This is a genomic window from Neobacillus sp. 114 (assembly GCF_030127045.1).
GTDB classification, from domain to species: Bacteria; Bacillota; Bacilli; order Bacillales; family Cytobacillaceae; genus Neobacillus; species Neobacillus rhizophilus.
In genome coordinates this window covers 4,134,142-4,156,127 of sequence record NZ_CP126144.1, presented here as the reverse complement: position 1 = coordinate 4,156,127, position 21,986 = coordinate 4,134,142, and the positions used below count along the sequence as shown (strand labels likewise).

Below are 21,986 nucleotides of genomic sequence, written 5' to 3'. Positions count from 1 at the left end.
CTTCCTCCTTAACAAAATTGAAAAGGCGGGAATAGTCGATCTTTTCCCGCACATAGAGCTCTCTTAAAAGTAAAACCCCAATAATTATCTATTTTACCATATTTAGTGAGGTTAAGATCTCTTTAACTAACTTTTCCTGTTCCTTTAAGAAGGCAGCAAAATCACTGGAATTCTTATAGCCATCTTCCCATCCATTGGTTTCTAATACTTGTTTCCATTCAGAAGTTTGGCTCATTTTAGTTAATGTTTTATTCCAGTAGTCCACAGCATAATCAGGCATGTCTTTAGGGCCGAAAAGTCCGCGCCAGATCGTAAACTCAGCGTCTATTCCTTCTTCCTTATAAGTAGGGATATCCGCATAAAGTCCTTTTAATCTCTGAGGAGAGGAGACACCGAGCACTCTGACTCTCCCGGCCTTTAGATATTCCCCCGTTCCAGAAATATCAGTGGCAAGAACATCTGCGTTCCCTCCGATTAACGCGGTCATTGCTTCTCCACCTCCGTCATAGGACACATATTTGATCTTGGTCGCATCCACACCTGCTTTTACAGCAGGGAGCATCGCCACTAAATGATCCTGTGAACCAGGCGCCGAGCCGCCGGCCAATGTCAGACTGCTAGGGTTTTTCTTTAAATCTTCAAAGAGTGACTTCAGGTCCTTATATTTTGAATCTGCGGGGACAACAATCGCTCCATAGTCTTTTGTTAATTGTGCTAATGGAGTTAGGTCCCTATAGGAGTAAGGGCTGTTTCCTTCCTTTTTAAGATTGTTGATTAACAATGGAACAGATGGAAGATAGAGTCGATAAGGATCTTTAGAATCTTGGCCGACAAAATCAGCAAGACCTACGGCTTGTCCTCCGCCAGGTTTGTTTTCAACAGACAAAGCTGTTTTAGATAGGCCTGTTTCCTGCAAAACTTTAGAGAGAGCACGGGCAGTTGTATCAAGACCACCGCCGGCACCAGAAGGGGCAGTAACAACAATTGGCTTTTCAGGATATGCTTTGTTACTGTTATCCTTGCTTTCTTTTGATGAAGTTGATGATCCACTACATGCAGCCAAGCTGAAAATCAATGCTGCGCTGGCAAAAAGGCTGCCCAATTTTCTGAATCTAGTATTCGATACCATGTATTTTCCCCCTTGTAAATATGTTGAAGACGCTTTCAACACGAATCTTACCACTGAGAGAAAAATGTGAACATATTGTGAACATTTATAACATTATTTTCATAATTATCACAGAATTCTAGTGGAACCTATGAAAAATATGAATTTAATGCAAATAATAAATTTAATAAGCGAATGGAAGAATAGAATACTTTGAACAATGGGGCTTTGCTGGAAAAATGAGCAAAGCCTTTATCCATGTGAGGATTGTTGGAGGTCAATCGTAGCGGACTTGATCTTCTCCTTCAACAATTAACTCCAATTCTGTTAAAAAGTTGAGTTGGAGCGGTGCGGGTAAACGCTCGATCATCTCACTGATTTCAGGAAGATTTTCTGCATCATCGATAGTGGCTGGTGGTTGATCCAACTGCTGATACCAAATCTTTAATTCGTCAATAAACTCATAAAAATGTCTTTCAAACCGTTCGGCACATTCTTCGCTTTCATCCTCTAAAGCGTTCTTCATCATTTCCCAATCCAGAAGGGCCGCCTCCAATTTCTCGTAAACACGAATTATCACATCATCACTCCTCGGCTTTTAGTATTTAAGGAAAAGCTGGCAGAAAACGTTCCTCGAACAAATACCTACTATGGTTTTGAGTATACAGAAGCAAACCTATTAAGACAAAGGATTTGTCACGTATTATGACTATTGGTCTAATTCGTAATACTCAAGTCATATGCATGATTATAACGGAATTGAGGTGGGGTAATGAATGCAGTTGTGTACACAAAGTACTGCACTCCCGATGTTCTTAATTATCGAGGCTGGAAAAATCGCACAGTTATTTATAAAAATTTCAAATTAAGTGAAATTAAGGAAGCATTCAAGTGTTTTGAACAAGGTCATGCTCAAGGTAAGGTAGTTATTACAATTTGAAAACTATTAATTAAAGAATGCACCGCTTTTGCGGTGCTCAGGCTGTCGAGAAACCCTCGGCAGCCTCTATTTTTATTCGCATTCTTTAACAATTCACCGCGTTAATTTGTTATAATATTATTAATACATAGATTTTTCAACATGTCTGTTGATTTGCGCTCCAGGCACTTCGCTTTCCGCGGGCGTGCCGGGGAGCCTCCTCGGCGCAAGCGCCTGTGGGGTCTCCCCCTGCCCCGTACTCCCGCAGGAGTCTTCGTGCCTTCCGCGCAAATCAACAGGTGTTAATAAAAAGACCTGCAACTCAACCAATAAATAATAAAATAAGTGGTGAAATCAATGTTAAAGCCAAAAGAGTCTAGCCAAAGTGAATACGAATTTGTTTCTATCGATGAATTAGTTCCAGACAACCACCTTCTTCTCTTGATTGATAAATATATAGATTTTTCATTTCTTTTAGAAAAAGTTCGTCCATTTTATAGTGAGGATAACGGCCGCCCATCTGATCCACTAATTCTTTTTAAAATGATGTTTATTGGATACCTTTTTGGTATTCGATCTGAAAGACAACTAGAAAGAGAAATTAAAATGAACATTGCCTACTGGTGGTTTTTAGGTTTAAAATTCCACGATCCGGTTCAACATCATTCTACGATCAGTTGGAATCGCCAACATCGTTTCAAAGTTATCAATACGGAAATTGATACCGATATATTTCAGGAAATATTTGATGAGATTGTTCTGCAGGCAATGAACCACAAAATGGTTGGAGGACGAGTTTTATTTACGGATTCTACTCATTTAAAGGCAAACGCCAATAATCATAAGTTTACAAAGGAAGAGGTAGAAGTTGAAACTCGCGAATATCTTGAGGATCTTAATAAAGCTATAGAAGAGGATAGAATTAATCATGGAAAAAAGCCGTTAAAGGAAAAAGAGGAAGTGAAAGAGACAAAAGAAATTCGGGTAAGCACAACAGATCCTGAATGTGGTTTTATGTCCCGTGAAAATAAGCAGGAAATGTTCTGTTATCTTGATCATCGGACTACAGACATGAAGTTCAATATCATTACTGATGTCTATGTCACTCCCGGTAATGTTCATGATTCCGTTCCTTACCTGAATCGATTGGACCGTCAGGTCCAACGGTTTGGTTTTATGGTTGAAGCTGTTGCTTTAGATTCAGGCTATCTCACTAATCCTATTTGTAAGGGACTTTCGGATAGTAATATATTTGGTGTTATTGCCCATAGTAGATTCCATCCTACTACCGGCTTATTCCTTAAATGGAAATTTACATATGACAAAGAACGGGATCTTTATATTTGTCCTAATAATCAAGAATTACCCTACAAGACAACAACCCGAGAGGGCTATAGAGAATACAAATCAGATTCAAAGAAATGTGAAAGCTGTCCGTTTTTATCCCAATGCACCCGATCAAAAAATAAAGTGAAAGTTGTCACCCGACATGTATGGGAGGAGCACAAAGAGAAGGTAAGAATAAATCGCTTATCTAAATCAGGAAAAGAGCTTTATAAATTTAGAAAGGAAAAAATTGAGCGAAGCTTCGCAGACTCAAAAGAGCTGCACGGGCTTCGCTATTGCCGGTTACGGGGGATAAAAAAAGCAAGTGAGCAGACCCTTCTTACTGCAGCTTGCCAGAACATGAAAAAGATTGTAACACACTTATTCAGACTGGAAAAAGTGTGTTGCAATTCTTTAGGTTGATAATCTCCCTGTTGATTGGAGCGGAAGGTGCGCAGACTCCTGCGGGAGTACGGGACAGGGGAGACCCCACAGGAGCGGAACGCGCCGAGGAGGCTCCCCGAACCGCCCGCGGAAAGCGAAGCACCTGGAGCGGAAATCAACAGGCCCATTAGCAGGGACAATTTTTCATAAAAATGAATTTCGGATTCTGATAAAATAAAAAATTGCCGAGAAAAATATACTTTCTCGACAATCTGTGCACCGCTTTGCGGTGCTTTGAATTCTAATTCTGTTTAATAGGAAATGTAAGTTGAAAGGTAGTTAAGTGATTATCTGATATACATTCTATTTCACCGTGATGTTTCTCAACAATATTCTTACAAACGAATAAGCCGATACCGGTGCCTAGTTTCTTAGTAGTGAAGAATGGTTCGAAAATTAATTGTACTGCCTCAGGATCGATAGTGGGGCCATTATTAGAAATACGAATTTTGATTTGGTGATCATCTATATTTGTTTGGATATCAATTTTTCGCAGATTTTCTTCTTCACACACAGCGTCAACTGCATTTATTAGCAGGTTTAGAAAAACTTGTTTTAACTCATTCCTATCGCCAGTAATACAAATATCAGCATCAATATTAGTATGAATTTGGACATTACCATCGACGATGCTTGGATATAGGAATTCAAGCACTTCTTCTATTAATAAATGGATGGTAATGTCTTCATTCTGGCTTTCTGCCAGCATGTTCAGTTTTGATGTATGAAGGAACTGAGTAATTCTGAACTTAAGTTGATCTAATTCTTGGCTGACGACATCTAAATACGGTAGAGTGGGATGCTCGTGTTTTAATAGTTTTATAAAGCCCATAACGGAAGTAAGCGGGTTGCGAAATTCATGGACAAAGCTCGAAGACATTTGGCCAAGAATCGCCAGTCGGTCCTTATGTGTTTGGGAAATAAATAAATTTTGTTCTTGAAGTTTCTTATCTTTGATTTCGGTGTACTTAGAAACAGCAAAATAACAGAATAAATCGAACTGTTTATTGACCAAGTTAATAATTGCCTGAAGATCTTCGGGCATGAGTCCGGAAAGGTTTAAGTATTTAATAATAATACTCCTACCCAGATTAACATTATAAACAAACTCCCCAATATTGATATTGCCCTTGACCCGTTCCCGGGCTACTTTGTGCGCCAATAACTTAACATCTTCTTCCGAGAATCCATTTAACATAGAATTTGTTATGAGATGGTACATTAAATGACCGTTCTGTAATATTAGCTCTGGATTATCCCGGTAATGATGGACAATAATTTGCTCTTCCCAAAAATGTATAAACTTTTGTTCATTCTCAATTAGAAATTGGCCTACTTTTTTATCCATATACAGCCTGCTTTCCACTATATTAAAGTGATTATAGCATAAAAGTTTGATGCATGGGGACGGTTCTCGTGTCTCAAAATAGGGTGTACATGAGAAAAAATTCGAAGCAATTTGATGAACGTACGAGTAAATATTTCAACTTGAAATGTTTGACTTTTCTGATTAATGTGTTAACATAAATCCATATAAGGTAATATGTTCAAATGAATATGAATCAAATCCGCTAGAGGTGCCTTTTTGAAAAGGCTGAGATTGAAGTGTGACTTCGGGACTCTATGAACCTGATCTGGTTAATGCCAGCGTAGGGAAGTGGACAACGGGATTTTTGGAGAGCAAAATTTTTATTTCTAAATTTCGGCCACTTTCTTACAAAAGGAAGTGGCTTTTTGGTTTGCCTGTTTTGCGTTTCCTTAGACCAGCGAAATCCACTCAAAGGGGGGGGACTTGTATTTTTACTAGTCTAAAAGAAAAAGAGTTGCATCTTATATCCAATGGCAAAATGTCGGTCGACCAGTTGGCTGAAATAGCAAAGGATATTCATCCATTTGTAACTGCGCTACACTTGCGGGAAAAACAAAAATCAGCAAAGGAACTTTTTCAAGCAGTCGAACTTTTAACAAATGTAAACGTCCCTCCAGCAAAAATCGTGATTAACGATCGGGTAGATGTTGCAATCGTGGCAATGGCCCTTGGAGTTCAATTAGCCTATCATAGTTTAGATTCAGACTGTGTAAAAGAACATTTTCCTCAACTTAGGGTCGGGACCTCGATTCACTCCTACGAGGAAGGACAAAATGCAAAGGAGAAGGGTGCTGACTACCTCCTATACGGGCATGTTTTTCCCTCCCAATCAAAACCGGGCAAGCCCCCAAATGGGCTTGGGGAATTGACAAGGCTCACTCAACTGGATATTCCGGTGATTGCCATTGGCGGAATAACACCAGAGAATACTGGGCAGGTAATCAAGGCGGGGGCAAACGGGATTGCTGTCATGTCTGGTGTATTAGAAGCGCGTGACCCCATTTTAGCCGTTAAAGATTATATCAAAGTATTGAAAAATTTTTCGGTATAGGAGGTAAGAACATGAAGGTAACCTTAAATGGCGAGTGGACCCAAATACCAGACAATATCATATTTGTCTCAGATGTTCTCAAGCATTATAAAATCCACGATAAGGTTGTGGTAGTAGAAGTAAATGGTGGAATATTATCCAAGTTAGAACACCAAAGTACTAGATTAGCAGATAAAGACCGAATTGAAATAGTTCATTTTGTTGGAGGCGGTTGATATGTTAAAAATTGGTCCATTATCCTTTCACTCTCGTTTGTTGCTGGGAACGGGGAAGTATCCAAGCTTCGACATCCAAAAGCAAGCGGTCGAAGTGTCCGAAGCAGAAATCCTTACATTTGCAGTTAGACGGATGAATATTTTTGAAGCCAGCCAGCCGAATTTTTTGGAGCAGCTAGAAACCAATAAATATACGCTGCTGCCGAATACAGCAGGAGCGAAAACAGCTGCAGAGGCTGTCCGAATCGCTAAGTTAGCGAAAGCTTCAGGCTTATGCGACATGATTAAAGTGGAAGTGATCGGCTGTGATAAAACGTTACTTCCTGACCCGATTGAAACGCTAAAGGCCACCGAAGAATTGGTGAAGGAAGGCTTTATTGTACTCCCTTATACATCGGACGATGTGGTGCTAGCCCGGAAACTTCAAGAAGCAGGCTGTCATGCTGTCATGCCAGGGGCGTCGCCAATTGGTTCTGGTCAAGGGATTATCAATCCGGTAAACCTCCAGTTTATTATTGAACAAGCCGTAGTTCCTGTCATTGTCGATGCTGGTATCGGATCGCCTGCTGATTCTGCTTATGCAATGGAATTAGGAGCTGATGCGGTGCTGTTAAATACTGCGGTTTCAGCTGCAAAGGATCCGGTTAAAATGGCAAAAGCGATGAAATTGGCGATTGAAGCGGGAAGGCTGGGTTATGAAGCGGGCAGAATCGAGAAAAAGAGATATGCGACAGCCAGCAGCCCTAAGGAAGGAATGAGTATCAGGTGAATAATCGATACTCTAGGCAAGAGTTGTTTTCTCCAATAGGAAAAGATGGTCAGCAGCAAATTTCCAATAAACATGTACTCATCATTGGAGTTGGAGCACTTGGATCTGCAAGTGCTGAAGCACTTGTCCGTGCTGGGATTGGCAAACTCACCATTGTGGATCGTGATTATGTCGAGTGGTCCAATATACAGCGGCAGCAGTTATTTACAGAGGAACATGCGAAAAATAGAATTCCAAAAGCGATCGCGGCCAAAAATCGGTTAATAGCGATAAACTCTTCTGTGAACATTGAGGCCATCATTGCAGATGCTTCAGCCCTAGAGCTTGAAGACTGGGCAAAAGAAGCAGATCTGGTGATGGATGCAACGGATAATTTTGAAACAAGAATGATAATAAATGATGTCTCGCAAAAAGTCGGAGTTCCCTGGATTTACGGTGCTTGTGTAGGAAGCTACGGCATTTCCTACACGATCATTCCTGGAAAAACGCCTTGCCTTTCTTGTTTGCTTGAAACAGTTCCTCTGGGAGGGTTAACCTGTGACACGGCAGGAATAATTAGTCCAGCCGTAAACATGGTTGTCTCCTTTCAAATAAGTGAAGCATTGAAAATCTTGGTTGGGGATATGGATTCATTAAGAAACAAACTTGTTTCCTTTGATTTATGGAAAAACCAATATAGTGCCATTCAAGTAGACAAATTGAAGAAGAAGGATTGTCCTTCTTGCGGACCTCAGCGCTCGTACCCTTATTTATCCTTTGAAAATCAAACAAAAACGGCAGTACTTTGTGGAAGGGATTCGGTTCAAATACGTCCCTCCGTTCCAATGGTGCGCGACCTGGAAGCGTTAGAAAAAATATTGGCGAAACAAACTGGAGCTGTACAGAGAAACCCGTACCTTCTATCCTATTCTGAGAATGCTCATCGACTAGTGATTTTTAAAGATGGAAGGGCATTAGTTCACGGAACTAAGGATATTTCGGAAGCTAAAGCGTTGTACCATAAATATTTGGGGTAAATGGTAGTGAAGCGAACCTATTTAAAGAAAAACTTTATCAAGAAGGGCGATGTTTTCGGAAAGCATCGCCTTTCTCTATTTTATAACTCACTGCTTTTCAATTCCTCCTCAACCATTTCGTCTAACCGCTCAATCATTTTTATGGCTCTATCTCGATCCATTTTTCGATAATGATGCATTCCGCCTTCTTCCTCATCCATCTCATCGGCTAATTTGACGATTTCTTGTAACGGGGTCCGGTTGATAAAACCTTCCGGCATATAAGAATCCGTATGGAATAAAACTGCCAGTGCGATTTCTTTGGCTATAATCGGATTTTCTCCCAACCGGATCAACAATTTATGGGCTCTTTCCGCTCCCTTAATCGCATGTATATCATTCTGTTTATATAAATCATAATCCCATTTTCCATTGCGATACCAAGTGTAATGCCCCATATCGTGCAGCAATGCCGCTTTCGTCGCCAGGTCAACAGAAACGCCGCGTTCTTTTGCCAACTTAAAGGCATGATAGGCACAAGCAATAGCATGTACAATTCCAGACCGGCTTAAATATTTTTTTGCAATATGATGATTGAAAATTTGAATTAATGTTACCTCTCTCATTTTAATCACCTACTTAAAATTGTTATTTTGTATTATAAAACAATTAATGTTGTTTTGTTAGAAAAAGTTCTTGATTTGACAGAAATATATTATGAAAGGTTATGGAATATAAGGGGATTTTAGAGAAGGAGGGTTTTTTAAAGCAAAGGGTTCAACATAGTTGGTGATTTTTCCTTTTATTTTTCATAAAATTCTGTTAGAATCACTCCAATAGGAGGTGTCTTACTTGAGTAACAACTTAACCGAACTACTAGGTCCTCCATACGATCAACTTATGGATGCCAAGGTAGATAAAAGTCCTAGTGAAGTCGTGATTACGAATAACGATGGCGAAACATATTACATAATTTCGGCCGAAGAATACGAAAATGGTCCGAAACAACAAGGGTATAATATCGTTGTAGCAGAAGGGGAGTAATTTTTACTCCTCCTTTTATTTTTTGATTTCATTTTCTAAAATATCCCTCAATCAATTTTATTCCAGGTTCATTTTTTGGACGGTAAAACGGAATAATAAGAGTGTGGAGGTGATAGTAGTGGAAAAAGAAAACAAATTTCCTGAAGCGATGAATGATATGGGGACACCCGCAGAAATGAGTCCCGTCAAAGACATAACGGATGCAGATTCAAAGGCACCAATGGTCGAAGTCAATCAACCGGTTGATGCACAAGATCCACTTGAAATAAGGAGCCGCGGGTCAGTGACTGTTTTATAAACCAAAAATAAAAACAGGTAAAACACAAGTTTTACCTGTTAAGAGAACTTATTAAAATTTGCACATGAAATGGCTGTAAGCCAGGTTTTGTACTTCCGTACTGCAAACAGCGTCAAGCCTCGTACAGGAAGCAGTAGTCATCTATCTATCAACGATTGGTTGATCCATCCGTTAGGTTCATTTCCCGCGGGATGGTGCCCCGACCAAAATTTGGGTTGCTCGCTCGTGGGGTTTACCCGTTCCACCTTTTCCGTTTCCAGAAAAGCATCGTCACTGTGGCACTTTCAGGCTATTCTCAGCATATCCTTAGAGACTTAGCATGATTTCACCGCCGTCAGCCAATATCAAGATTGGCTGCCCACCCTTGCAGATGGCACGAACACTACAGGCATCTCAGCACTGTGCGAGCCTGGACTTTCCTCAGCTCCTATAAAGGAACCGCGACTACTCACCATTCCATGTGTCCTTCGCTTAGAAGCGACAATAACTAATATAACAGGAATACTAAGTAAAATCCATGGTAGTTTTATTCCATTGTTACCAATTCAGTTTTTTCTAAGTGAATAGTGGGTCATTCTTTAATGGACTCTTAGCATAAAATCACCAAAGTGAAAATATTTATGTAAGAGGACAAGCATTCGTTCCCCTCATAAGCTTCTGAAAAGGGCTGATATTTTGAACAAGAATAATAATGTGCTGATCGTCATGTTCTTGCTATTAATCTTATTGATTGTTCTTATAATCAATGTGATTATCCACGTTAAAATTTATGTCGTATACAGTTCCGGTGTTGGCCCCATTTTCTTAATAGGCTTAATCATTTTTTTAATTGCTTTATTTTATTTCAAGGGTTAAAACCTTACTATGCCAGGCATCCTCAGTATGCCTGGCATTTTATTTTTATAAAAAATTGGACAGGAAGGTTAGAAAAATCTAGAAATTATAGTAAGATGGTATATATCATCTTAAATATGGTAATAGAGAGTTTTTATTATTAAAAATAACAAATAGAGGTTATGTAGCATGAGCATCGATTTGCTTGCTAGACTCGAGGAAGAAAAGGATCAATGGTTACATAAAGCTATGGATCGCTTTAATGAAGAGTTTACGTGCTTTGATGACAAGACAGTACTCACACCGGAATATCAAATAATGCAGATGAAAAGCATTCATAGACAGAACAATCTTGATCTGGACAGGCTGGAAAAAGAAATAAAGCTTATAAAGGATCGCATTGAAGAAGAAGAGCTGGGTTATCAGAATCTGACCAAGGCTGTCCAGTATTTACAAGAGGAAATAACCCATTATGAAGGGCTGCTATTGGAGTTAGAATCTATTCAATTGGAAAAATTCAACTGTTTTTTAAATATGAAATTTGAATTTGATCCGAAAAAAGATCAAGTCGTGTTCAAGGATAGGAAAACGACCAGACTGATAGAAGGCTTTAATGAGGTAGAAGCGGAGATGGCGGAGTTCTATCGAAAGCAGCTGGATGATAATGAAAGAAAATTAGCGCGAATTTTTCGCGATGCCGCTCCTGACATAAGCTATGTATTCCAATCCAATCCGCAGGCGTCCAGCCTTTCCTTGAAGCATGGCCGGGGACTTGACCAGTATTTAGTCCTGAAAAACTTTGAAGAGGATTATCGGATTGTTGCAGATACATTAAATGAAAACAACATGTTAGTTTACGAGTATTATATAAACCAATTGAATCATGTTAAGCAAATGGGAAAAAGAGATCTTTTGCTGCAGTCTGCGGCCAAAAAGGAGCAGCATCAAATGGCCTCAGAAAAAGCAGCCGAACTACAAGAGCAAAAACGGCAAAAGGAATTGAGCTTGGCAACGTTAGAAGAACAATTTACAAGGGCGCTCTGGGAACAAAACCAAGAATTAGAACGGCTCCAAAAGCTGGATGAATTTTTAAAAGAAGAATTTGTAGAAGCCGTTTCAAAATGGCAGGCAAAATTGTTTGGGGAGCAGACGCCGGACGTGGAACGCTGGTTGTATCATCAATACAGCCTGATGATTTTAAAGCATGCAGAAAGGATTATTGGAAATGAGCACTTCTAACAGAACCGTGGATGAAAAATATAATGAAGCGATTCAATCGTTAAAAAAAATCAATAACCTTCTTTTTTATGATGAATTAAAGACATTATTAAAAGACCGGGAACAAACGATAGCCGAATTGAATGGGGAAGTATTTGAGTCTGTTGAAAATATGCGGCAGTCACTGAGTCAGTTTCCTCTAGATATCAGTGACAAGCTAAAAGAAGAAATCATCGCTCCTCAGTCGGAATTGTTTGACAGCAGGATGCACCATTTTAATGAAACGTTAACCCTATTGGAAAAAAAGATTGCCATGTGGCATCAGCAATATCAAGAATATTTATCGAAGACGGAACAGCTGCTAGAGGATTTAAAAGAACGGCAGCGCAATGATTATAAGTTCATGGAAATGCAAACCGAAAAGGTCCTAGAGGCCATTCGGTCATCGCAGGAGCAGATTAGTGTTCTATTTACACAGGGAATTACCGACCAGGCCTCCATCACGAATATAAAATATGAGGCAATGAGTGAAAGAGTATCGGATATTTCTAAATACCTGCAAAATGTTGAAGTCAGCCTGCTAGCCGAGGTTAAGCAATGGAACCTAAAACAGCAGCAGGACCAAAGAGATTTTCAGGAGCAATGGGAAGAGAAATGGAAACTGAATGCGGATGCGACTGCGAAGAAGGAAGAGCTATTTAAAAAATGGCTGATTGGGCTGGCTGTAGGGCAGGGTGTATCCATTCTATTAGTGTTGGTGGTACTATTTTTTAAGTAAAAGATGGATTTTCCTTTTATTAGAGGGTTGGGGCGCTGCTATGCAAGGCTCATAACGCCCGGGAGACAGGAAGAAACGGTGTCCCGGGCGTTATGGAAAAAACATATGCTCAACGATTCCGTGCAATCATATATCCATTATCTATTCTCTCAAACCCAATGCGCGGATAATATTCCATGGCAATCGGAGAGGCCAGTAAGATGAGCGTCACTTCATCTCCAATTTGATCTTGCAACAATCTGACCATTTCCTTGCCTATCCCCATTTTTTGATAGGTCTTGTCTACAGCTAAATCCGATAAATAGCAGCAATAGTTGTAATCGGTAATAGCTCTGGCTACTCCAGCCAGTTTTTCACCAACCCAAGCCGTAATTGTAATATCAGCATGATCAAGCATCCGCTGCAGCCGAGGTAAATCGTCAACAGGCCGCTTAATGCCGGATGCTTTAAAAACTGTAGAAAGCTCCTCTGCACTGATTGGAACATTGATTTTGTACGTTAATTGTAAAGAATCATTCATTTTTCCATCCTCCAATTTGTTAAGATGAAAATAATTGTAATGGATGGATGGCTCCCCAGAAAGTACCAGATAGAAAGGTTTTAATGGTGCCAGTTATCTATATTATGAAACATCTTCATACTGCCAACCCAAATCATAAACCCTAAAGTTTGAACCATAGTAATTATTTCCATCAAAAAGCCTGATTTCGTCAATCATAGGATTGTTGAACTTAATTACTAGTCTATGCTTGCTTTCGAAAACAATATGATTTAATTGTTCCTCTAGCAATCTATCTAAATAATCCTTCTCGTCCCAATACAATCTCATTCCTATCACGGATTTTAACCAATTCTCTTCCACGGTATTTGGATTGCAAGTATGATGATGCGTATTTCCCTGACATACCCACTTTCCTGGACCATTGCCGGGCTTTCTTCTAAATGGTTTCATACAAAAATTACAGTAGATTTTTCCTGCAAAAAATGACATACGAACCACTTCTTTCCCTTTTTAAGACTATTATATGACCAAGAATCTATCATTATTCATTAATAGTAGAGTAATTTAGTAGTTGAATTTGTCCTAAAAATCTGTAAAGCAGTTTTACCGAAAGTTGTTAATTTCCAATAAAATGAAACTTAGGATTAAAAAATAACGTATAAGGTATTAAAAGGATAAAAAGGGGGGGGGAGCCACCTAATGCCTACTTGCCAAAACTGTAGAGAAAAATGGTCTTGGTTGGATTCATTAAAAAAAATATTAACATTCCGCAAAAGTATGAAATGCAATCTTTGTGAAGAAATCCAATATCAAAGCAAGTCTTCAAAAAACGCCACATCTTTATTGGCTTTATTCCCGATAATAACTATTCCGTTTACGGTAATGTTTAATTTATCTTTAACATCCATGCTAATATTAGAACTTCCTATAATATTATTGGTACTGTTTACAATGCCATTATTTTTAATATTAAGTGAAAAAGATGAGCCACTTTGGTGAGTGATCGTTTCATTTAAAAAAGTACAAGTTACCCTCCCGCCGTGCCCGCTTCTAAGCGTTTTTTCTAAAAACTAATATTGTATTTTTTAATGCAGCATAATTCCCGATTGCCGCATATCCATAAAACCATCCCATAAAAATTCCTGCCTTTAAGCTGTGATGGTGGCTAATAAATATGGCAAATATCAACCCAAGTGCCAATGCGACCACAGGGACATATTTTTTTGAAATTTTAAAAAATACTTTCAAGAGCTGTGTTAAAATCATGACAACTGGAACAGCTATGACAGCATCCCAAAAATTTGTATAAATTGTGGGGAAGTCCATATAATGTCACCTCTAAGTGATAATCTGTCCTGAATCTACAGAATGATGCACGGGGACGGTTCTCGTGCATCATTCTGTAAGTTGGAAAGTTAACCAGTTGATTAACAAAAATCGAAAAAAGGTTATTGACAAAAAGAAATTTAAGTAATATGATTATCTCAGATTCAAGATAATTTAATTCAAGATTTCGGAGGAGGTGAAGGAAATGAACAGGAAATGCTCGAATTTGCCCTTTCTAGTATTAATGCAAACATCAAAAGCTATTCATGAACGCATTAAAGATGAAATCGCAAAAAACAATCTTGGTATTACGGAGTTTTCTGTTCTGGAGGTACTTTATCAAAAAGGGAAACAAACCATTCAACAAATCGGAAATTGCATATTAATCTCGAGTGGTTCGATGACCTATGTAATAGATAAGCTTGAAAAAAGAGGTCTGTTATGCAGAAATGCCTGTCCGGATGACCGCCGGGTGATTCATGTGACCTTAACGGATGCTGGTAATGCTTTGATGGATGAAATCATGCCAAAATATCATGAATTCGTGAATTCCATGTTTGATTCATTAAATTCTGATGAGGAAGAAACATTGGTCCGGCTTTTAAAAAAAGTAAGAGATAAAGTGTAGATTTTAATTTTTTTTTAAAATATCTCGAATCCGAGATAAAAACAATTAGGAGGCTTTTAAAATGTTAAATATTGGTTTGTTAATTATTCGTTTGGTAATTGGTTTACTATTTGTAGGGCATGGTGCGCAAAAATTGTTTGGTTGGTTCGGTGGTTACGGCCCGAAAGGCACAGGTGGTTGGTTTGAATCTATTGGCATAAAACCAGGAGTGACCATGGCAATTCTAGCAGGTTTGGCAGAGCTTTTCGGCGGATTATTGTTTGCTTTAGGATTATTAACCCCGCTTGCAGGAATTTTGATTGCAGGAACGATGGCAATGGCGATTATCAAGGTTCATGCTCCTAATGGATTATGGGCAACAGCAAATGGATATGAATTTAACCTGACTTTGCTTGCTGTTGCAATTGGTGTAGCTTTAATCGGCCCTGGTCAATATGCATTAGATGCATTTTTATTCTAAAATATCTCGAATTTAAGAATCTTAATTTATAATTAAAATGAAAAGATTTTAATTAATGGACTAGGAATAAACTAAGGTATCGAATTCATTTAATTATCTCACGAAAAAGGGAGTGTTTAAAAATGAGTAAGAAAACAATGGGTATACACCATATCACAGCCATTGTCGGACATCCACAGGAAAATGTAGATTTCTATGCCGGCGTTTTAGGGATGCGCTTGGTAAAGAAAACGGTCAATTTTGATGATCCAGGGACCTATCATCTTTATTTTGGAAATGAAGGTGGAAAACCAGGGACTATCATAACCTTCTTTCCTTGGCCAGGTGCTCGTCAAGGAATCATTGGAGACGGTCAAGTTGGGGTAACATCATATGTGGTTCCTAAAGGAGCGATGGGATTTTGGGAACTGCGATTAGAAAAGTTCGAGATTCCTTTCACAAAAATAGAACGCTTTGGAGAGCAATATTTAGAATTCGATGATCCACATGGACTTCATTTGGAAATTGTCGAAAGAGAAGAAGGGGAAGCTAATACATGGAGCTTTGGGGGAGTAACACCTGAAGTGGCGATAAAAGGATTTGGCGGAGCAACCCTTTTATCGGAACAGCCTGATAAAACAGCGGAATTGTTAGAAACGGTAATGGGGCTCGAATTTGTCGGTAAAGAAGGCGATTTAGCCCGTTATCGTTCAACAGCTGAAATCGGTAATATTATTGACCTGAAATTAACTCCAATTGGACTCGGGCAAATGGGTGTCGGTACCGTACACCACATTGCATGGCGGGCAAAGGATGATGAGGATCAATTAGATTGGAAGCAATATGTAAAGCGCCATGGGTACGGGGTAACACCAGTACAGGATAGAAACTACTTTAATGCAATTTACTTTAGAGAGCATGGAAAAATTCTGTTTGAAATTGCAACGGATCCTCCAGGATTTGCGCATGATGAATCACAAGCGACAATGGGAGAAAAGTTGATGCTGCCTTCCCAGTATGAACCACATAGAGCACAACTAGAACGAGTGCTGATTCCAATTGAAGTAAGGCCATTAGACTAATTTCTCGAGGGGACTGATTTCTATGCGTTCGATTGACCCTGCAACAATTAGCGAAAGAGAAAATTATAAATTCTTGATAGGAAGCATTATCCCAAGGCCTATTGCGTTTGTCACATCGATTTCGAAGGATGGGGTGTTGAACGGTGCACCATTTAGCTACTTTAATATTGTGTCAGCTAACCCCCCAATGATTTCTTTATCCATTCAACGTTCAGCAGGGAGGCAAAAGGACACAGCGCGAAATATCCTGGAGTCCAATGAATTTGTGGTCCATATCGTTGACGAACAAAATGTTGCAGAAGTTAACAAAACAGCGGCGACTCTTCCCCCTGACCAAAGTGAAATAGACTTAACGGATTTAACTCCAGTGGAAAGCGTGAGAATTTCAGTCCCGGGAGTAAAGGAAGCGAAAGTCAGGATGGAATGTTTATTAGAGCATTCAATAGAATTGGGAGGAAAAGATTCTCCTGGGTGTGATTTGATTATCGGAAAAATTGTTCAATATCATATTGAAAGCAGCATTTATGAAAATGGAAGAATAGACCCAAGGGGACTAACTGCTGTCAGCCGATTGGCGGGAAATAGTTATGCCAAAATTGGTGACATTTTTGAAATTGAAAGACCTAAATAGTTCCACATTCTGGAGGGAAAACAAGGATGAAACATGTATTCAATAAAGGGCAAGACCAAACAAAACCCACCTTTTTATTGCTTCATGGAACGGGTGGCAATGAATTAGACCTGCTGCCACTTGCGGGCATGATTGACGATGAAGCCAATGTTTTAAGCGTTCGAGGGAATGTATTAGAAAATGGTATGCCGCGATTCTTTAGAAGGCTAGCGGAAGGAGTCTTTGACGAAGAAGATCTTATTTTTCGAACAAAAGAGCTAAATGAGTTTCTGGATGAAGCTGCTGAAAAGTATAGTTTCGACCGAAACAATATCGTTGCGATTGGTTACTCAAATGGAGCAAATATCGCGGCAAGTTTATTATTTCATTACCAAAATGCCTTAAAAGCTGCCATTCTTCATCATCCAATGGTACCGCGAAAAGGAATTGAGCTTCCTGATTTGACCGGAACGTCCGTGTTTATAGCTGCTGGGACGAATGATCCAATCTGTTCACCAATGGAATCTACAGAACTTCAATCGTTATTACAGAACGCCAATGCAGAAGTAGAGCTTCACTGGGAGAATCGAGGACATCAATTAACGGTAGAAGAGGTAAATGCTGCCGCAAATTGGTATCGGAAGGAAATAATTAAATAATAATTACTGCATTCGAAAATGGCCAGGAAGAGGGAGGCGGAAACCTTGAATGAAAAGAATATAGTGGGAGAACTAGCAGCTGATTTCGTTAAAGATGGGATGGTAGTTGGGCTTGGAACTGGTTCAACCGTTTATTTTACACTTATGAAACTTGGAGCGCTAGTGGAAGCGGGGCTTTCCATTCAAGGAATCCCAACCTCGGTTCAAACAGCAGAATTAGCAAAAAAATTACAAATTCCATTAGCCAGTATGGACGAGGTTAAGAAAATAGATATTGCAATAGATGGGGCCGATGAATTCGATTCTAACCTGAACCTCATTAAGGGTGGTGGCGGAGCCCTAGTTCGGGAAAAAATCGTAGCCAAGGCTGCGGAAAAATTTATTGTAGTGGCTGACCCATCGAAAATGGTGAAAACATTGGGAGCCTTTCCGCTTCCTGTCGAAGTCGTTCCTTTTGGGGCGGTGCAGACTGAGAATTATATAAGGGAATTACAAGGGAAAACTAAATTGCGTCAAACGAATGGAATGCCATTTCAAACGGATAATGGCAACTTTATCATTGACTGTTCATTTCCCAGTATCATAAAGCCTCAAGAGTTGGAAAGTATCCTGAACAACATTCCCGGTGTGGTTGATAATGGCTTGTTTGTTGGCATGGCAGATATGGTGATTACAATAGATCCAGGTCATAAGCCGGTTTTGCTAGAAAGAGAAAAACAGTAATAATTGGGAGGAAATAAACATGAACAAATTAAAGGGTGTACATCACGTTACAGCCATTACAAGCAGCGCAGAAAAAATTTATGAATTCTTCACATATGTATTAGGGGTGCGCTTAGTAAAGAAAACTGTGAACCAAGACGATATTCAAACATATCATTTATTTTTTGCAGATGATGTAGGCGGTCCAGGGACGGACATGACATTCTTTGACTTCCCAGGAATTCCAAAAGGGGTTCATGGGACAGACGAGATTTCAAAAACATCCTTTCGTGTACCGAATGATACTGCATTAGATTATTGGCTAAACCGGTTTAACCGGTTAAATATTGAACATACAGGAATCAAAGAGCAATTTGGTAAGAAAACACTGTCCTTTGTTGATTTTGATGATCAGCAATACCAATTGATTTCCGATGAGAACAATCAAGGTGTTGCCGCAGGTATACCTTGGCAAAATGGACCAATCCCATTAGAACATGCCATTACAGGATTAGGACCGGTCTTTGTCCGTGTTTCCAACTTCGATTACTTTAAAGCAATTATGGAAGAGGTATTACTTTTTAAAGAAATTGATAAAGATGGTTCTTACCATTTGTTTGAAACAGGAGAAGGCGGGAATGGCGCACAGGTGATTGTTGAGTATAATGCCATTCTTCCCCGGGCACGCCAAGGGTTTGGAACTGTACACCATGCTGCGTTCCGAGTTGAAGACCGTGCTGAAATTGATGAATGGACGAAACGCATGCAATCCTTCCGCTTGCCGAATTCCGGTTATGTGGAACGCTATTATTTTGGTTCCTTATATACGAATGTTGCCCCGCAAATTCTGTTTGAAATTGCAACAGATGGACCAGGATTTATGGGGGATGAACCATATGAAACACTTGGTGAAAAACTATCATTACCGCCATTTTTTGAATCGAAACGCGAGCAAATTGAAAAACTGGTCCGGCCGATTGATACAGTAAGAAGTACCAAAGTGTTTGAAAAAGAATAAAATTCGCCGATATTACTTATCAATAATTTTTAAAAAAGTTCAACTGCTTTTTTTGACAATAAAAATTATTTCGATTACAATTATCTCGAATTAAGGATGATTTCAAATGTTAAAAATTAGACTATCATTTACGTCATCACTTGTATTCCTAAATATGCCAAGCTTATATAGCTAATGAAGGGGGTTGGAGCATATAGCGGATGAAAGTCTGCTATATTTTCCAACTTTTTTTTCATGATTTTACTATCATCAGAGGAGTGACAGAAATTGATTCAGCTTTACCCTGCAAGTGCACGCTATACAGTAAAAAATGACTGGCTGGAGAGTAATTTAAGTTTTTCTTTTGGAGAATATTATGACCCATCCAATATCCGCTTTGGCCCGCTTCGTGTCTTTAACGACGATACAGTCCAGCCGGGACGGGGTTTTGGCATTCATCCCCATCGTGAAGCGGAAATTGTCTCAATTGTATTAAAGGGACAGCTTAAGCATGAGGACAACTTAGGGAACGCTGGAATCATCGGCACTGGAAGTATTCAGCGGATAAGTGCTGGAACCGGAGTGCTTCATTCTGAATTTAACGCGTCAAAACAGGAAGAAGTCCAATTCCTGCAGCTATGGTTTTCACCGGATGAAAAGAAGTTAACGCCTTCCTATGAGGATATTTCATATGACTTAGAGCAAATGCATAATCAGTTCTTACCAGTTATCTCTCATACCGGTTCGGAGCGGGTAGCTAAAATTCATCAGGATTTAACCCTTTATTTATCCAGATTGGATGGGAAGGAGACACTGACCTTTCGGCAGGAAGAAGGCAGGAGAATATACGTCTTTACGATTGAGGGAGAAATATCAATTAATAATGATAACATTTTAAAGTCCAGGGATGCTGCCCGAATCACAAATCTTCCGGAAATTACGATTGAAGCAAGTCAAGATAGTTTCTTTTTATTAATTGACTTACCCGGAGGTGAATTCTAATGTTAATGATTCGCCATTCCATAGGCAGCCGATTGCTATGTCAATCAGAAACCTACACGATTGATGAAAAAGAGGATCATTGGCTGATATCGCTCCCTATCGATGAGGAAACCGCTTCGAAGGTGTTGGAATTTCAAGATGAGTTAAATTTATTCGTAACAAAAGAAAAGGAAAAGACTTGGTTTTACTCCTCAGATGCCCAAATAAAGTTCCTGCCTAAGGAAAATCAATTAATGATACTAGCTGATCATAAAACGGTTTATCCAGTTTAGTGATGAATGTTGAGGACTGCCAACTAATCAGAATTATATTGAAAATGAATTTTTTACCCGCCATTTAGGAGAATGGCGGGTTTTTTCATTTTAAATATCTTTAATGCCGCTTTGAAAATACGGAATCCTTTTTTCAAATAATACATCTATTTTTCTTTTATTAAAGAAAGATAAAGATTCCTTTAAGACTTAATAAATGCGAGCCCAATCGACAAATTCTTAAAAAACGCCTCTTTATAATGGCATTTATGGGAAAGGGGGAGATTGATCCTTAACACAACGCCCTGCCTTCCATCAATTGCCGTAAATGTAGAAGACAACTAATTACTATTATTTTTTTTGAAAAACGGGAGGTTTCTGTTTTGAAAAATTTACTTAGAACTGTGGTTAAGCAAAGAAGACAATTTCTGATGGATCAGCTTGTTCAATCAGGTGTTTATAAAAAGAATAATAAGCATCTATATGAATGGACTTTAAGTGATTTAGAGGAAGAGTACAACTATATCTATAATTTGGAATCCAGTAAAAAAGAAAAATATCTTCACCCTTAAAAAGGAGGAATGGGATGTTAAACAAACAAACAGTCGTTTTTTTAGGAGCCGGTTCTATGGCTGAGGCGATGATTGCAGGTATTGTTAATACCGGCAAAATACCTTCCAAACAAATACTGGTTTCCAACCGAAGGAATCAAAAACGTTTGCGGGAACTCCAGAATACTTACGATATTAAGGGAATAAGTCGAGAAGAGTTAACCTTTGAACATATTGACATCTTCATATTAGCCATGAAGCCCAAAGACATAGAATCCTCATTACAATACCTTTCAAATAAGCTTAAACCTAATCATATCATTCTATCAGTTGCAGCAGGGATTCCCACGAACTCGATTGAGAGATATCTTCCACAAGGGCAGCCTGTTGTTCGGGTTATGCCCAATACATCCAGTATGATTGGTGAATCGGCCACGGCGATCTGTCCCGGTAAACATGCCACAAAAAAAGTGATGACAATCGTGAGGGAATTATTATCATGTTTGGGTACTGTTTATCAAATTGACGAAGATAAAATGGATATCTTTACAGGGATCGCTGGGAGTGGCCCTGCATATTTTTATTACTTAATTGAACATATGGAAAAGGCAGGAAAAGAGTGCGGCCTTGATACCGCTATAGTTAAGCAAATAAGTGCACAAACCATTTTGGGTGCCGCCAAAATGATGATACAGGAAACGGATACGCCGGCAGAGCTAAGAGAAAAAGTGACATCTCCGAATGGTACCACGGCTGCCGGATTGGAGGCATTGGAGAAGCATGGCGGAGGAAGGGCTATTATGCAAGCCGTTAAAGAAGCAGCAAAACGTTCTCAGGAAATGAACAGCCACTATTAAAGACGCCAAATA

30 protein-coding genes, 1 other RNA gene and 1 riboswitch are annotated in these 21,986 nt (G+C 39.2%); of the genes, 23 read left to right on the top strand and 8 right to left on the bottom strand.

Going from position 1 to position 21,986, the window contains the following annotated elements:
* Nucleotides 1-88: 88 nt before the first annotated feature.
* Together QNN06_RS20145 and QNN06_RS20140 are read right to left on the bottom strand one after the other, a co-directional pair.
* Nucleotides 89-1,129, bottom strand: a complete 1,041-nt coding sequence (locus QNN06_RS20145; RefSeq protein WP_213119058.1) for a tripartite tricarboxylate transporter substrate binding protein — start codon at nt 1,127-1,129, stop codon at nt 89-91.
* Nucleotides 1,130-1,385: 256 nt separating this feature from the next.
* A complete protein-coding gene (locus QNN06_RS20140; protein WP_213119059.1) occupies nt 1,386-1,688 on the bottom strand; it encodes a hypothetical protein in 303 nt (100 codons plus the stop codon).
* 192 nt (nt 1,689-1,880) lie between these two features.
* On the opposite strand from QNN06_RS20140, the gene QNN06_RS31255 reads away from it, so the two are divergent.
* Nucleotides 1,881-2,048: a zinc-binding dehydrogenase gene (locus tag QNN06_RS31255; protein WP_213119060.1), complete on the top strand. Its 168-nt coding sequence runs from the start codon at nt 1,881-1,883 to the stop codon at nt 2,046-2,048.
* A gap of 336 nt (nt 2,049-2,384) precedes the next feature.
* Nucleotides 2,385-3,776 carry an IS1182 family transposase gene (locus QNN06_RS20135; RefSeq protein ID WP_284035845.1) on the top strand — a complete coding sequence of 464 codons (1,392 nt, stop codon included), beginning with the start codon at nt 2,385-2,387 and terminating at the stop codon, nt 3,774-3,776.
* A gap of 262 nt (nt 3,777-4,038) precedes the next feature.
* On the opposite strand, the gene QNN06_RS20130 is transcribed toward QNN06_RS20135, so the two are convergent.
* Nucleotides 4,039-5,145, bottom strand: coding sequence for a histidine kinase N-terminal domain-containing protein (locus QNN06_RS20130; protein ID WP_284035844.1), 1,107 nt, complete (start codon nt 5,143-5,145; stop codon nt 4,039-4,041).
* Nucleotides 5,146-5,360: 215 nt separating this feature from the next.
* Nucleotides 5,361-5,470, top strand: a riboswitch (TPP riboswitch).
* 150 nt (nt 5,471-5,620) lie between these two features.
* Here QNN06_RS20130 and QNN06_RS20125 point away from each other — a divergent pair.
* From QNN06_RS20125 to QNN06_RS20110, 4 genes are read left to right on the top strand one after another with little or no spacing between them, the layout of a single operon-like run.
* Entirely contained in the window at nt 5,621-6,217 is a 597-nt protein-coding gene (locus QNN06_RS20125) for a thiamine phosphate synthase (protein WP_261363817.1), read from the top strand.
* An 11-nt stretch (nt 6,218-6,228) separates the two neighbouring features.
* Nucleotides 6,229-6,432 (top strand): sulfur carrier protein ThiS, encoded by a 204-nt coding sequence (thiS, locus tag QNN06_RS20120; RefSeq protein WP_213119063.1) that lies wholly within the window; start codon nt 6,229-6,231, stop codon nt 6,430-6,432.
* 1 nt (nt 6,433) lies between these two features.
* Complete coding sequence (locus tag QNN06_RS20115; protein WP_213119064.1) at nt 6,434-7,201, top strand: thiazole synthase; 768 nt, start codon at nt 6,434-6,436, stop codon at nt 7,199-7,201.
* A complete protein-coding gene (locus QNN06_RS20110) occupies nt 7,198-8,217 on the top strand; it encodes a thiazole biosynthesis adenylyltransferase ThiF (protein WP_213119065.1) in 1,020 nt (339 codons plus the stop codon). Before QNN06_RS20115 ends, QNN06_RS20110 begins: the two co-directional genes overlap by 4 nt.
* 80 nt (nt 8,218-8,297) lie before the next feature.
* Here QNN06_RS20110 and QNN06_RS20105 read toward each other — a convergent pair whose 3' ends face one another.
* Complete coding sequence (locus QNN06_RS20105) at nt 8,298-8,822, bottom strand: HD domain-containing protein (protein WP_213119066.1); 525 nt, start codon at nt 8,820-8,822, stop codon at nt 8,298-8,300.
* 226 nt (nt 8,823-9,048) lie between these two features.
* On the opposite strand from QNN06_RS20105, the gene QNN06_RS20100 reads away from it, so the two are divergent.
* Entirely contained in the window at nt 9,049-9,240 is a 192-nt protein-coding gene (locus QNN06_RS20100) for a type II toxin-antitoxin system Phd/YefM family antitoxin (protein WP_213119067.1), read from the top strand.
* Nucleotides 9,241-9,358: 118 nt separating this feature from the next.
* Nucleotides 9,359-9,538, top strand: a complete 180-nt coding sequence (locus tag QNN06_RS20095) for a hypothetical protein (RefSeq protein ID WP_213119068.1) — start codon at nt 9,359-9,361, stop codon at nt 9,536-9,538.
* Nucleotides 9,539-9,609: 71 nt separating this feature from the next.
* Here QNN06_RS20095 and rnpB read toward each other — a convergent pair.
* Nucleotides 9,610-9,994, bottom strand: an RNA gene (gene rnpB / locus QNN06_RS20090) — RNase P RNA component class B.
* A 219-nt stretch (nt 9,995-10,213) separates the two neighbouring features.
* On the opposite strand from rnpB, the gene QNN06_RS20085 reads away from it, so the two are divergent.
* From QNN06_RS20085 to QNN06_RS20075, 3 genes are all read left to right on the top strand, one after another.
* Entirely contained in the window at nt 10,214-10,393 is a 180-nt protein-coding gene (locus tag QNN06_RS20085) for a hypothetical protein (RefSeq protein WP_213119069.1), read from the top strand.
* A gap of 168 nt (nt 10,394-10,561) precedes the next feature.
* Nucleotides 10,562-11,611, top strand: coding sequence for a hypothetical protein (locus tag QNN06_RS20080; RefSeq protein WP_213119070.1), 1,050 nt, complete (start codon nt 10,562-10,564; stop codon nt 11,609-11,611).
* Nucleotides 11,598-12,368, top strand: coding sequence for a hypothetical protein (locus tag QNN06_RS20075; protein WP_284035843.1), 771 nt, complete (start codon nt 11,598-11,600; stop codon nt 12,366-12,368). The genes QNN06_RS20080 and QNN06_RS20075 overlap by 14 nt, the downstream gene beginning before the upstream one ends.
* A 109-nt stretch (nt 12,369-12,477) precedes the next feature.
* On the opposite strand, the gene QNN06_RS20070 is transcribed toward QNN06_RS20075, so the two are convergent.
* The gene (locus QNN06_RS20070; protein ID WP_213119072.1) at nt 12,478-12,888 is read right to left on the bottom strand and encodes a GNAT family N-acetyltransferase; all 411 of its coding nucleotides are present in this window, start codon (nt 12,886-12,888) and stop codon (nt 12,478-12,480) included.
* A 102-nt stretch (nt 12,889-12,990) separates the two neighbouring features.
* Nucleotides 12,991-13,359 carry a recombinase zinc beta ribbon domain-containing protein gene (locus QNN06_RS20065; protein ID WP_213119073.1) on the bottom strand — a complete coding sequence of 123 codons (369 nt, stop codon included), beginning with the start codon at nt 13,357-13,359 and terminating at the stop codon, nt 12,991-12,993.
* 210 nt (nt 13,360-13,569) lie between these two features.
* On the opposite strand from QNN06_RS20065, the gene QNN06_RS20060 reads away from it, so the two are divergent.
* A complete protein-coding gene (locus QNN06_RS20060; RefSeq protein WP_213119074.1) occupies nt 13,570-13,869 on the top strand; it encodes a TIGR04104 family putative zinc finger protein in 300 nt (99 codons plus the stop codon).
* A gap of 51 nt (nt 13,870-13,920) precedes the next feature.
* On the opposite strand, the gene QNN06_RS20055 is transcribed toward QNN06_RS20060, so the two are convergent.
* Entirely contained in the window at nt 13,921-14,196 is a 276-nt protein-coding gene (locus QNN06_RS20055) for a hypothetical protein (protein WP_213119075.1), read from the bottom strand.
* Nucleotides 14,197-14,401: 205 nt separating this feature from the next.
* Between QNN06_RS20055 and QNN06_RS20050 the strand changes: the two genes are divergently transcribed.
* The 11 genes from QNN06_RS20050 to proC all read left to right on the top strand — a co-directional run bounded on the left by QNN06_RS20050 (nt 14,402) and on the right by proC (nt 21,974).
* Nucleotides 14,402-14,824, top strand: coding sequence for a MarR family winged helix-turn-helix transcriptional regulator (locus tag QNN06_RS20050; RefSeq protein WP_213119076.1), 423 nt, complete (start codon nt 14,402-14,404; stop codon nt 14,822-14,824).
* A 61-nt stretch (nt 14,825-14,885) separates the two neighbouring features.
* Complete coding sequence (locus QNN06_RS20045; RefSeq protein WP_213119077.1) at nt 14,886-15,284, top strand: DoxX family protein; 399 nt, start codon at nt 14,886-14,888, stop codon at nt 15,282-15,284.
* A gap of 122 nt (nt 15,285-15,406) precedes the next feature.
* Nucleotides 15,407-16,345: a ring-cleaving dioxygenase gene (locus tag QNN06_RS20040; RefSeq protein ID WP_213119078.1), complete on the top strand. Its 939-nt coding sequence runs from the start codon at nt 15,407-15,409 to the stop codon at nt 16,343-16,345.
* 22 nt (nt 16,346-16,367) lie between these two features.
* Entirely contained in the window at nt 16,368-16,976 is a 609-nt protein-coding gene (locus QNN06_RS20035) for a flavin reductase family protein (RefSeq protein ID WP_213119079.1), read from the top strand.
* Nucleotides 16,977-17,002: 26 nt separating this feature from the next.
* Entirely contained in the window at nt 17,003-17,614 is a 612-nt protein-coding gene (locus QNN06_RS20030; RefSeq protein WP_213119080.1) for an alpha/beta hydrolase, read from the top strand.
* 45 nt (nt 17,615-17,659) lie between these two features.
* Nucleotides 17,660-18,337, top strand: coding sequence for a ribose-5-phosphate isomerase RpiA (gene rpiA, locus QNN06_RS20025; RefSeq protein ID WP_213119081.1), 678 nt, complete (start codon nt 17,660-17,662; stop codon nt 18,335-18,337).
* Between the two features lie 19 nt (nt 18,338-18,356).
* Nucleotides 18,357-19,334, top strand: coding sequence for a ring-cleaving dioxygenase (locus tag QNN06_RS20020; protein WP_213119082.1), 978 nt, complete (start codon nt 18,357-18,359; stop codon nt 19,332-19,334).
* Between the two features lie 267 nt (nt 19,335-19,601).
* The gene (locus QNN06_RS20015) at nt 19,602-20,315 is read left to right on the top strand and encodes a pirin family protein (protein ID WP_284035842.1); all 714 of its coding nucleotides are present in this window, start codon (nt 19,602-19,604) and stop codon (nt 20,313-20,315) included.
* The gene (locus QNN06_RS20010; RefSeq protein ID WP_213119084.1) at nt 20,315-20,587 is read left to right on the top strand and encodes a hypothetical protein; all 273 of its coding nucleotides are present in this window, start codon (nt 20,315-20,317) and stop codon (nt 20,585-20,587) included. The genes QNN06_RS20015 and QNN06_RS20010 overlap by 1 nt, the downstream gene beginning before the upstream one ends.
* Nucleotides 20,588-20,949: 362 nt before the next feature.
* Nucleotides 20,950-21,138: a Fur-regulated basic protein FbpA gene (locus QNN06_RS20005; RefSeq protein ID WP_213119085.1), complete on the top strand. Its 189-nt coding sequence runs from the start codon at nt 20,950-20,952 to the stop codon at nt 21,136-21,138.
* A gap of 14 nt (nt 21,139-21,152) precedes the next feature.
* Nucleotides 21,153-21,974, top strand: a complete 822-nt coding sequence (gene proC, locus QNN06_RS20000; RefSeq protein WP_284035841.1) for a pyrroline-5-carboxylate reductase — start codon at nt 21,153-21,155, stop codon at nt 21,972-21,974.
* Nucleotides 21,975-21,986 lie beyond the last annotated feature (12 nt).

Bases quoted from the DNA above. Each gene is read 5' to 3' on its own strand.
- QNN06_RS20055 (WP_213119075.1), bottom strand. From the start codon at position 14,196: ATGGACTTCCCCACAATTTATACAAATTTTTGGGATGCTGTCATAGCT.
- QNN06_RS20030 (WP_213119080.1), top strand. From the start codon at position 17,003: ATGAAACATGTATTCAATAAAGGGCAAGACCAAACAAAACCCACCTTT.
- QNN06_RS20115 (WP_213119064.1), top strand. From the start codon at position 6,434: ATGTTAAAAATTGGTCCATTATCCTTTCACTCTCGTTTGTTGCTGGGA.
- QNN06_RS20060 (WP_213119074.1), top strand. From the start codon at position 13,570: ATGCCTACTTGCCAAAACTGTAGAGAAAAATGGTCTTGGTTGGATTCA.
- QNN06_RS20075 (WP_284035843.1), top strand. From the start codon at position 11,598: ATGAGCACTTCTAACAGAACCGTGGATGAAAAATATAATGAAGCGATT.
- QNN06_RS20145 (WP_213119058.1), bottom strand. From the start codon at position 1,129: ATGGTATCGAATACTAGATTCAGAAAATTGGGCAGCCTTTTTGCCAGC.
- QNN06_RS31255 (WP_213119060.1), top strand. From the start codon at position 1,881: ATGAATGCAGTTGTGTACACAAAGTACTGCACTCCCGATGTTCTTAAT.
- proC (WP_284035841.1), top strand. From the start codon at position 21,153: ATGTTAAACAAACAAACAGTCGTTTTTTTAGGAGCCGGTTCTATGGCT.
- QNN06_RS20135 (WP_284035845.1), top strand. From the start codon at position 2,385: ATGTTAAAGCCAAAAGAGTCTAGCCAAAGTGAATACGAATTTGTTTCT.
- QNN06_RS20080 (WP_213119070.1), top strand. From the start codon at position 10,562: ATGAGCATCGATTTGCTTGCTAGACTCGAGGAAGAAAAGGATCAATGG.
- QNN06_RS20070 (WP_213119072.1), bottom strand. From the start codon at position 12,888: ATGAATGATTCTTTACAATTAACGTACAAAATCAATGTTCCAATCAGT.
- QNN06_RS20130 (WP_284035844.1), bottom strand. From the start codon at position 5,145: ATGGATAAAAAAGTAGGCCAATTTCTAATTGAGAATGAACAAAAGTTT.
- QNN06_RS20105 (WP_213119066.1), bottom strand. From the start codon at position 8,822: ATGAGAGAGGTAACATTAATTCAAATTTTCAATCATCATATTGCAAAA.
- QNN06_RS20010 (WP_213119084.1), top strand. From the start codon at position 20,315: ATGTTAATGATTCGCCATTCCATAGGCAGCCGATTGCTATGTCAATCA.
- QNN06_RS20050 (WP_213119076.1), top strand. From the start codon at position 14,402: ATGAACAGGAAATGCTCGAATTTGCCCTTTCTAGTATTAATGCAAACA.
- thiS (WP_213119063.1), top strand. From the start codon at position 6,229: ATGAAGGTAACCTTAAATGGCGAGTGGACCCAAATACCAGACAATATC.
- QNN06_RS20020 (WP_213119082.1), top strand. From the start codon at position 18,357: ATGAACAAATTAAAGGGTGTACATCACGTTACAGCCATTACAAGCAGC.
- QNN06_RS20035 (WP_213119079.1), top strand. From the start codon at position 16,368: ATGCGTTCGATTGACCCTGCAACAATTAGCGAAAGAGAAAATTATAAA.
- QNN06_RS20045 (WP_213119077.1), top strand. From the start codon at position 14,886: ATGTTAAATATTGGTTTGTTAATTATTCGTTTGGTAATTGGTTTACTA.
- QNN06_RS20065 (WP_213119073.1), bottom strand. From the start codon at position 13,359: ATGTCATTTTTTGCAGGAAAAATCTACTGTAATTTTTGTATGAAACCA.
- QNN06_RS20040 (WP_213119078.1), top strand. From the start codon at position 15,407: ATGAGTAAGAAAACAATGGGTATACACCATATCACAGCCATTGTCGGA.